The organism is Caballeronia concitans (genome assembly GCF_001544615.1).
In the GTDB taxonomy this organism is placed as follows: Bacteria; Pseudomonadota; Gammaproteobacteria; order Burkholderiales; family Burkholderiaceae; genus Caballeronia; species Caballeronia concitans.
On sequence record NZ_FCNV02000012.1, the window covers coordinates 156171 to 162707 of the forward strand.

Annotated in this window: 12 protein-coding genes and 1 pseudogene; 9 read left to right on the top strand and 4 right to left on the bottom strand. The window is 60.0% G+C overall.

Features of this window, described 5'->3' with window-relative positions; all coding sequences use genetic code 11:
• Nucleotides 1-48: 48 nt before the first annotated feature.
• The gene (locus tag AWB72_RS23215) at nt 49-756 is read left to right on the top strand and encodes an OmpA family protein (protein WP_087128761.1); all 708 of its coding nucleotides are present in this window, start codon (nt 49-51) and stop codon (nt 754-756) included.
• Nucleotides 757-829: 73 nt separating this feature from the next.
• Here the strand turns inward: AWB72_RS23215 and AWB72_RS23220 are convergent, their stop codons facing one another.
• From AWB72_RS23220 to AWB72_RS23230, 3 genes and pseudogenes are all read right to left on the bottom strand, one after another.
• Complete coding sequence (locus AWB72_RS23220; RefSeq protein WP_040053698.1) at nt 830-1339, bottom strand: methylated-DNA--[protein]-cysteine S-methyltransferase; 510 nt, start codon at nt 1337-1339, stop codon at nt 830-832.
• 1 nt (nt 1340) lies between these two features.
• Nucleotides 1341-1601 (bottom strand): hypothetical protein, encoded by a 261-nt coding sequence (locus tag AWB72_RS23225; RefSeq protein WP_040053699.1) that lies wholly within the window; start codon nt 1599-1601, stop codon nt 1341-1343.
• A pseudogene (locus AWB72_RS23230) lies at nt 1594-1947 on the bottom strand (DNA/RNA non-specific endonuclease); the annotation flags it as partial. The gene AWB72_RS23225 and the pseudogene AWB72_RS23230, both read right to left, overlap by 8 nt.
• A gap of 280 nt (nt 1948-2227) precedes the next feature.
• Between AWB72_RS23230 and AWB72_RS23235 the strand changes: the two are divergent.
• Nucleotides 2228-2812 (top strand): phospholipase D family nuclease, encoded by a 585-nt coding sequence (locus AWB72_RS23235; protein ID WP_087128741.1) that lies wholly within the window; start codon nt 2228-2230, stop codon nt 2810-2812.
• A 396-nt stretch (nt 2813-3208) separates the two neighbouring features.
• Here the strand turns inward: AWB72_RS23235 and AWB72_RS23240 are convergent, their stop codons facing one another.
• The gene (locus tag AWB72_RS23240; RefSeq protein WP_244285722.1) at nt 3209-3574 is read right to left on the bottom strand and encodes a helix-turn-helix domain-containing protein; all 366 of its coding nucleotides are present in this window, start codon (nt 3572-3574) and stop codon (nt 3209-3211) included.
• Nucleotides 3575-3852: 278 nt separating this feature from the next.
• Between AWB72_RS23240 and AWB72_RS23245 the strand changes: the two genes are divergently transcribed.
• The 7 genes from AWB72_RS23245 (at nt 3853) to AWB72_RS23275 (ending at nt 6299) form a co-directional block, all read left to right on the top strand.
• Nucleotides 3853-4050 (top strand): MbcA/ParS/Xre antitoxin family protein, encoded by a 198-nt coding sequence (locus AWB72_RS23245; protein WP_244285724.1) that lies wholly within the window; start codon nt 3853-3855, stop codon nt 4048-4050.
• A 31-nt stretch (nt 4051-4081) separates the two neighbouring features.
• On the top strand, nt 4082-4342 hold the full coding sequence (locus tag AWB72_RS23250; protein WP_087128744.1) for an antitoxin Xre/MbcA/ParS toxin-binding domain-containing protein: 261 nt from the start codon (nt 4082-4084) through the stop codon (nt 4340-4342).
• Between the two features lie 19 nt (nt 4343-4361).
• A complete protein-coding gene (locus AWB72_RS29280) occupies nt 4362-4724 on the top strand; it encodes a hypothetical protein (RefSeq protein ID WP_208863177.1) in 363 nt (120 codons plus the stop codon).
• A 332-nt stretch (nt 4725-5056) separates the two neighbouring features.
• Entirely contained in the window at nt 5057-5266 is a 210-nt protein-coding gene (locus AWB72_RS29820; protein ID WP_374728916.1) for an antitoxin Xre/MbcA/ParS toxin-binding domain-containing protein, read from the top strand.
• 107 nt (nt 5267-5373) lie between these two features.
• A complete protein-coding gene (locus AWB72_RS29710) occupies nt 5374-5505 on the top strand; it encodes an antitoxin Xre/MbcA/ParS toxin-binding domain-containing protein (RefSeq protein WP_280174597.1) in 132 nt (43 codons plus the stop codon).
• Between the two features lie 91 nt (nt 5506-5596).
• Nucleotides 5597-5989 (top strand): hypothetical protein, encoded by a 393-nt coding sequence (locus tag AWB72_RS23270; RefSeq protein WP_143754674.1) that lies wholly within the window; start codon nt 5597-5599, stop codon nt 5987-5989.
• A gap of 19 nt (nt 5990-6008) precedes the next feature.
• Complete coding sequence (locus tag AWB72_RS23275) at nt 6009-6299, top strand: MbcA/ParS/Xre antitoxin family protein (RefSeq protein ID WP_087128748.1); 291 nt, start codon at nt 6009-6011, stop codon at nt 6297-6299.
• The last annotated feature ends 238 nt before the right edge of the window (nt 6300-6537 follow it).

Genomic DNA, 6537 nt, shown 5'->3' on the forward strand with positions numbered 1-6537 from the left:
AACGACGTGTCGTCGCAGACGCGTTGCGCTTCCCTGATAAAAATCGAGATGTTCAAGAAAACCGTCGCCGCTGTCTTTGCTATTTCTGCCGTGCTTTCCGGCTGTGCGTCCAATTCCGGGGCTACGTTCAATATTCAGCCGATCACAACGTCGAGCGGGCAGCAGGCGTTTCGCGCCGAATGCTACGGCCTTTTCGAAAGCGGCAGCGCCTGCATGAAGGCCGTGCAAAGCGCCTGCGGCAATCAGCCATACACCGTGCTGCAGAACGTCACGGGCACGCGCGCACCGGGCGATGCGCGCGAAGTCGTCTTCATGTGCGGCGCGCCCGCTCAACCCGCGCCCGCGCCTGCACCGGCCGCTCAGCCGGCGCCGCCGCCTGCCGCCGCGCCCGTCGCGCCGGCTCCGGCGTCCACACGCAAGGTCACGCTCGATGAAAAGACCAACTTCGCCTTCGATAGCGCTCAATTGACGCCGAATGCCCGGACCATTCTCGACAGGCTCATCGCCGAAGTCCGCGACGTGACCTTCGCTTCGGTCACGGTCGAAGGCTTCACCGACGCCGTCGGTCCCGCGCAATACAACGTCGCGCTGTCGGAGCGCCGCGCGCAAGCCGTGCTCGGGTATCCGAAGAGCCACGGCCTTCAGGCGCAGGCGTTCGCGATGAAGGGTTACGGCAAGGCACGCCCGGTTGCATCGAATGCGACGAGCGATGGCCGCGCCGAGAATCGCCGCGTGGAAATTCTGCTGAAGCAGTAAGCCGCATCGCAAGGCGCCCGGAAAAAAGCTCGCGCACCGCATGGCCGCGAGCTTTTTTGTGCAGTTGAAATAGTCAGAACAGCTGCAACTGCTCGCGGCCCGGTCCGCCTTCGAGCGTGAGCAGCCAGCGCTTGCGATCGACGCCGCCCGCGTAGCCCGTCAACTCGCCGTCGCCGCCGATCACGCGATGACACGGCACGATGATCGCCACCGGATTGCGCCCGTTCGCGCCGCCGACGGCCCGCGATGCGCCCGGCGGCAAACCCAGCCGGCGCGCGAGATCGCCGTAGGTCCAGGCATCGCCGAAAGGAATCTGGCGCAACAACTCCCAGACCTGCTGCTGGAACGCCGTGCCGTGCAGTCGCGTGGGCACTGAGAATGCCCGGCGCCCGCCCGCGAGGTATTCGCCAATCTCTTCCCGCGCCTGATCGATCACGCGCGGCGCGGGGCGATCTTCAGCGGGCATCGTCACGCCCGGCGGAAAATGCTTCTGCCCGACGAAGAAAAGCCCGGTCAGGCAGTCGCCTTCCGCGCGATAAAGAATCGGCCCGAGCGGACTCGGGCTCACGTGGCATTCGATCACGTCAGATGAACGGATTGTCGGCGGTGCCGGTGGGCGCGGGCGGTTCGTCCGGCAGCTTCGCGGGAAGGTTCGATTCCTTCTTCAGCGCCTCGACGATCGCGCCCAGCGCATCGTGGAGCGCCTGCGCGGCGGCCAGTCCCGCCTGGTCCCGCGCGATGGTCAGGTCGCCGCTGACCGTCACGCGCGTCTTGCCGTTGACGATGTTGATGGCGTCGCCCGCGATGTTCATCGCGTCGGTATCGTTGGCAAATGGCTTAAACACCTCTCAATCCTCCAATTCGTTTGTCTTTCAGTGCGTCGGGAATGCCGGGAAACGCGAGGCCGCTCATTGCTTCGAGTTCGCGCACGGTCTTCATCGTATAGGTTTTGGTCGGCATGTTCTCGACGACCACCGCGAAAGCAATCTGCCGCTGCGGCAGATACACGACCTTGTACAGTTGCGTCGGCACGAGCACGCGCGATTCGCCGATGGTCTGCAATTGCCGGCCCGAGAACAGCGGCCCGGTGACGACGTACGCTTCGCCCGATTCCTCGGTGAGCCGGCGCACCGCTTCTTCGATGCGCGACCAGATGCTCCGGTTGTTCGACGGATCCTGCGGCACGATGTTTTATGCAGACCCAAGGTGTTCACTTTACTTCGCGAACACCCTTAGTTCGCGAGGGTTGAAGGTTTTGCTTTTGTGTTTTCGGTCCTCTATCTCTTTCCTCCTACAGGGGGTGCAGGGGGGGGCGGGCCGAAAGTTATCCACACAAAACGGTGCTGGCGGACACGTGCGGTCGCGAACAGTGCGGACCAGTAACGGAAAACGCCAAGCCTAAAGCAGCGCTCAAGAAGGAGTTTGTTTGGTAACGTAACGCGTGCGACAACCACTACTTCCGCAAGCGCTAATGAAACTGAAGTTTGCAGTTCTCGCATCGATCGTCGTTGCGGCCATTTGCAGCACGTTCGCTCCGTCCGCCGGCGCGCTTGACCTTTTGCATTGGGGCCCCGCCGCCGGCACTAAGCCCGCCGATTTCGAGGATGGCGCTTCGTACCAACTGTGCTTCGTGCCCGACGGTGCAAGCTGCCAGGACCTCCTCGTTTCAGCAATCGACCAGACGCGTTCGCAGCTCCGCGTGCAGGCCTACTCGTTCACGAGCGCTCCGATCGCGGCTGCAATCAAGCGTGCGAAGGACCGCGGTGTCGACGTGAGGGTCATCCTCGATAAGAGCCAGGTTTCGCAGAAGTATTCTGGAGCGACCTATCTGCGCAATGCTGGCATCGATGTCGCCATCGACATCAAGCCGGCTATCGCGCACAACAAGGTCATGATTTTCGACGGCAAGGCGGTGTTCACTGGCTCTTTCAACTTCACAAAGGCAGCGCAGCAGCGGAACGCGGAGAATGGCATGCTTGTTCGTGGTGACCATGCGCTGACGAAGGCATATCTTTCGAACTGGGACAAGCGCTACAGCGTTTCGAGCCGCTTCTAATCAAAGGCAAACGGAAGCCCGTAGGCTACTGCCTCATACTGCGGCGCGGGACGCCCGCGTCGACGTGATCATTCCACCTGCAGCAAGTTGCGGCGTTACTAAAGTGAGCGCGGCCTCCTGGAGCCGTTATGTTCGACGAGGGCCTTGTCTACAGGACGGCACCGGATGCCGCGCGGATCCACTTCCTAAACTGAGTCGAAGCACCCTTGGAAGTATCCGCCTTGCCGACGCCGCAATCTAGCGCTTGGAGAAGACCGCCGCTGGACCGGTCGATCGCATCGCCCGTCAGCCAAGAGACGCCCTCAAAGTCGATCGTCGTTGGCGAAGGCGAGCAAAGTTGATAGACATTGCATCGTCGGAGACGTCTGCGGCCAAGGCAATCCTGCGTACAGGTCGTTATTGCTGAGCCTTCCTTGTACGCTTCTTGGCTGGCTTCCTTAGGCTTGCCTTCATCGCTTCAAGTCTGGAAATGCCGACTTCGATCTCATCCAACAACGTAGTCAGGGGAAGACCTATTGCCCGGCACCACTCCCGGACCTCGATAAAGTCCAGACGGCGCTCCCCGACCTCGCACTTGCTGACTTTTGACTGAGTGAGATCCAATCGCAAAGCCAGTTCCGCCTGTGAAATCCCAGCGGTTTTCCTGGCGTTGCGGAGGATTTCTAGCATGAGCTCGTATTGTTGGGTGTAAATCGACTTTTCCACTTTTCGACCAAGCTGGCAGAGGCGGAAAAGCTTGCCGACAAACTTCGAATAGTCCAAAATCGAATAGTCGAAAATCGACTATTCACTGTGCGAGGGGCGCACGAGTGTGCCAGCTTTCTGAGAATGCAGGGTGAGTCCACCGCGTAGGTAGTGGGGACGCGTTGGAAGTGCACTGCGAGGGCCTTCCGGCTAATGACCAGGGCGGGCCCGGCGAATTGGGCCGCCGGCTGCCCAAACCCAACTGTGGCAGTTCGCTGACTCGAGGTAGTTCCCTGTCCGAATCGGCGTCCTGCCACGCGGACGGCGTTACTCGAGGTCGACCAGAGGAACTGATGATGGATGTTCTAGTGTTGAGCACTATAACGGAGCAGGCGATCAGCGTGCTCGGGTCCGTACAAGCAGCGCAAGACTGGCTCGCTGCGCCAGCTATCGCCTTGGACGGCCGCCGACCGCTCGACATGCTGTACGACCCGAGCGGAATGCGCGCGGTCATGACTCTGCTCTTACGCATGGACTTTTGCGTCTACGCCTAAAGACGAAAACACGGCGGCGAGGAGTTGCCTTATGGCCATCAGGGAGTTGCAGGTGCGCAGCGATGGTTGGGGTTGCGAGGAGTCAGCCGCATTGTTGCGCCTCGCACGTGTCCTGGCTCGCGCTGCCGAGACCTTTGAAGATTTCGATCTTGGATTTGCGTGGCTTAACTCGCCGGTCGCTGCATTTAAAGGCGCCACGTCGATGAGTTCGCGCGATAAGGAGTTTGGCGTCGAGTTCGTAATGGATGTGCTCGGACCGGTTGAGCACGGTGTGTTTCCCTTATGCATTTGACGCGAGCGCAGAGAATCTCATGAGCACAAAAGCAACCCTTGCCTACCACTCAGCCGAAGGCGACGAACCGACTTGGCACCTTTACGAGGAACTCTTTGAGTCAGGCGTGGTGTACCTTGAGATTCGTGGCGTCGACGTTGAGTCGGTGACCGGCGAGAATCGTTCGGGTGCATGTGGCGGTGTGAACCTCGTGTTGCGCTTGCCCATCAAGACAGCAAGTCAACTCGGATTGCATTCTATCGCAGAGCCCGACCGGTGGCAGCGTGCCTCCGACCCGGACAAAGATGAGAGCCTTCGGAGGGGCCTCGAGCGATTCAGTCGGTTGCGCGGGTCCATTGCGCGCGGTGATTCTACCAAGAAGCCGGAGACGGATGAGTCATGACATCGCGCACCACAGTCCTCCTCGCTATCGCCTCTACCGCGGCCCTTTGGCTTACACGAATCACTGGCGTGGCGACTGCACGTCGGACGGCGGATGTTGCGAAACGTGGGGCCGGTGCAGCGCTGGTCGCGGAAGGGAGTTTGCCGCTGGCGTCTCCGTCGAAATGTATATGCTTCGATGCCCATCGTCTGCGCGTCACGTCCGGCAACGGGGCGTATGGAAAGCAGGGACTCACCGCTTCACCAGAGCGCCCCAAGGAAGGAGAAAGGCGGTCAATTCTCAAGCTGGCTGGCTCGGTTAAGTCGGCGATCTCCGGTGTGTCCATCGAAGACATGAAGTCCTGGCGCCAAGGTCCGTCCTTGGCACGGCTGCTCCGCCTCGCACAGCATGTGTGGAGCGATTCGAGAGACGCCGCGGCGTGGATGTCGAATGCGCAGATTGCACTCGGCGGGAAAACGCCCATTCAGGCTGTCATGACCGACTCTGGCGCGGAAAGGGTGGAAGCTATCCTGTGGCGTCGTATTCATGGAGCTACAACATGAGGGAAGCGGACCACGTGCAACGACGAGCGGTGTTGGAGCTGATCGCGCAAGTGCAGACCATGGTCGACGAGTCGGGCGACCCCGAAGGTTTCGACGCTGCAAAGTGAGTGCACCGGTGGCTGCACACGCCGCTGCCCGCATTAGGCGGCAAACGACCAGCCGAATACATGAGCACGTGCGAGGGTCGTCAACTTTTTTCGAGATTGCTAGCTATGGCCCAAAGTGGGGCTTACGCTTAAAGGCTCGCTTGCAAACGGCGTCCAATACTGTCGTACATATGTGTGTCGCACTATTAAGGGAGACAACAGAATGAGCCCGGGACTAGATGCCATGTTGCGCGCCAATTACCCGCTCATCTTCACAGTCAAGCGCGCTGCTCCTCGCGACGACTTCTGCATCCCTGATTCGCAGAGGCCAATTCACGCACGAGGTTTCGAATGCGGTGACGGATGGTTTGACCTCATCGACGCGCTTTGTGTGCAGTTGCAAGCCGCGACGAAGAACGGCGCGCCGCAAGTAGTTGCTACTCAGGTGAAGGAGAAGTTCGGCAGGCTTCGCTTCTATTCGTGCGGCCAAAATGACGAGCAAGAAGGCATGATCGAACTAGCCGAAGCGATAAGTGCTCGCCTTTGTGAAGTGTGCGGGAACCGAGGTCGTATCGTTGAAGACCGGTGGCTCCGGACGCGTTGTCCCGAGCACGCACAAAGCTTGTTTCGATCGTAACCCAACAGCGCAGAAGAACATGACCTCAAGTGACGTCAATCCGCTCGACACGCTGGCTAGCGACGCTTGCGATTTGTACACGGCCCTCCAAGACACTGGCCATCGGGCAATGGATGCTTTGCGCGCGATGGACCCGGAAGTAGTCGAGGAACTGCTTGCGACGTTCGAGTCGGAAGACCGAGCGGCAGGCTGGCTCATCAGCCGGACCATTGGTTTCGGAGGTCACAGCGCATTGGACTTGCTCGCACAGCGAAAGCGAGAACAGGTGATGGACGTCATTCATCACCTTCGCTATGGGTTTTGTGCGTGAGACCGGTGAGAGTAAAAGCTCTGTCGGCTCCTCTACCGGAACGAGGAGTAACGCCATGGTGGACACAAGTCTGCGGCTTTGCCGAGTCAGACAAAGGGCCCACCGTTTGTGTCGTCGGCCGGTCGGAGCGCTCCTGGCGCCGCCGCCGTCGCGGTGCTCCGCTAGTGCAGTGCGTCATTGAATTAGCACCCCTATCTATGCTTAGATATGGGTCATGGGCAAAATGAATTTAACCGAG